The 984-nt window shown below is 52.8% G+C and carries 1 protein-coding gene; it reads left to right on the top strand.

Going from position 1 to position 984, the window contains the following annotated elements:
* Positions 1-89: 89 nt before the first annotated feature.
* Positions 90-971 carry an IS982 family transposase gene (locus tag VPK24_RS11195; RefSeq protein WP_393013275.1) on the top strand — a complete coding sequence of 294 codons (882 nt, stop codon included), beginning with the start codon at positions 90-92 and terminating at the stop codon, positions 969-971.
* Positions 972-984 lie beyond the last annotated feature (13 nt).

Genomic DNA, 984 nt, shown 5'->3' with positions numbered 1-984 from the left:
AACGTGAATTCGGGATAAGGGGAGCGAAGGAAAGACGGGGCTGGTTAAGCTGAGGCATTAACCAAAACAACACTCAGCCCAACCCCGCCATGCTCAGTCTAGAAGCTCTGTTCTGCAAAATCGATGACTTCTGCCAAGTCTTTGAAGCTCAATGGACACAACGCTTGCTCAGTGACGGTCTCCGGCAGCGTCAACGCCAGCGCTCCATGAGCCTCAGCGAAATCATCACGATCCTGGTGATGTTTCATCAACAGGGCTATCGCAACTTCAAAACCTACTATCACAACCATGTGTCGGTCTACTGGCGCTCAGAATTTCCCGCCCTGGTCAGCTACTCCCGCTTAATTGAGTACTTGCCTTCGGTGCTGCTGCCACTCTGTGCCTATTTGCGTCACTGCTTTGGTACCTGTCGGGGCATTAGTTTCATTGATTCCACAGCCTTGCGGGTTTGTCATGTGCAGCGGGCACACCAGCATCGGGTGTTTCAGGGGTTAGCCACCTGGGGCAAAACCTCGATGGGTTGGTTCTTTGGTCTCAAGCTGCATTTGGTGGTCAACGATCAAGGCGAACTGCTTGACTGTTGCCTGACTCCTGGCAATACCGATGACCGCAAGCCGGTTATCAACTTGCTGAAGGACTGTTGGGGCAAGGTGTTTGCTGATCGAGGCTATGTCTCGAAAGCGTTAGCCGAGCGGTTGTGGCAGGACTATGGCTTGCAGTTTTTAGCCAAGCCCCGCCGAAACATGAAGAATTTCTTGATGCGGATGAGTGACAAGCTCTTGGCCCGCCGACGCTCGCTGATCGAGACGGTTATTGACCAGCTCAAGAACCGTTGCCAGATTGAACACTCTCGTCACCGCAGTCCAGTCAGTGGCTTTGTGCATTTGCTCAGTGGGCTGATTGCTTACTGCCATCAGCCCAAGAAGCCCACTCTTGACCTAGCGACACTAGGCATTGAACTCCCTGCTTAACCCGAATTCACGT

The sequence above is a fragment of the Limnothrix redekei LRLZ20PSL1 genome (assembly GCF_043235035.1).
In the GTDB taxonomy this organism is placed as follows: Bacteria; Cyanobacteriota; Cyanobacteriia; order CACIAM-69d; family CACIAM-69d; genus CACIAM-69d.
The sequence above is the reverse complement of the archived record's forward strand: the minus strand, read 5'-3'. Positions and strand labels throughout refer to the sequence as shown.

What these genes read in the sequence shown, in the direction of transcription:
- VPK24_RS11195 (WP_393013275.1), top strand. Translation starts at nt 90, where the DNA reads ATGCTCAGTCTAGAAGCTCTGTTCTGCAAAATCGATGACTTCTGCCAA.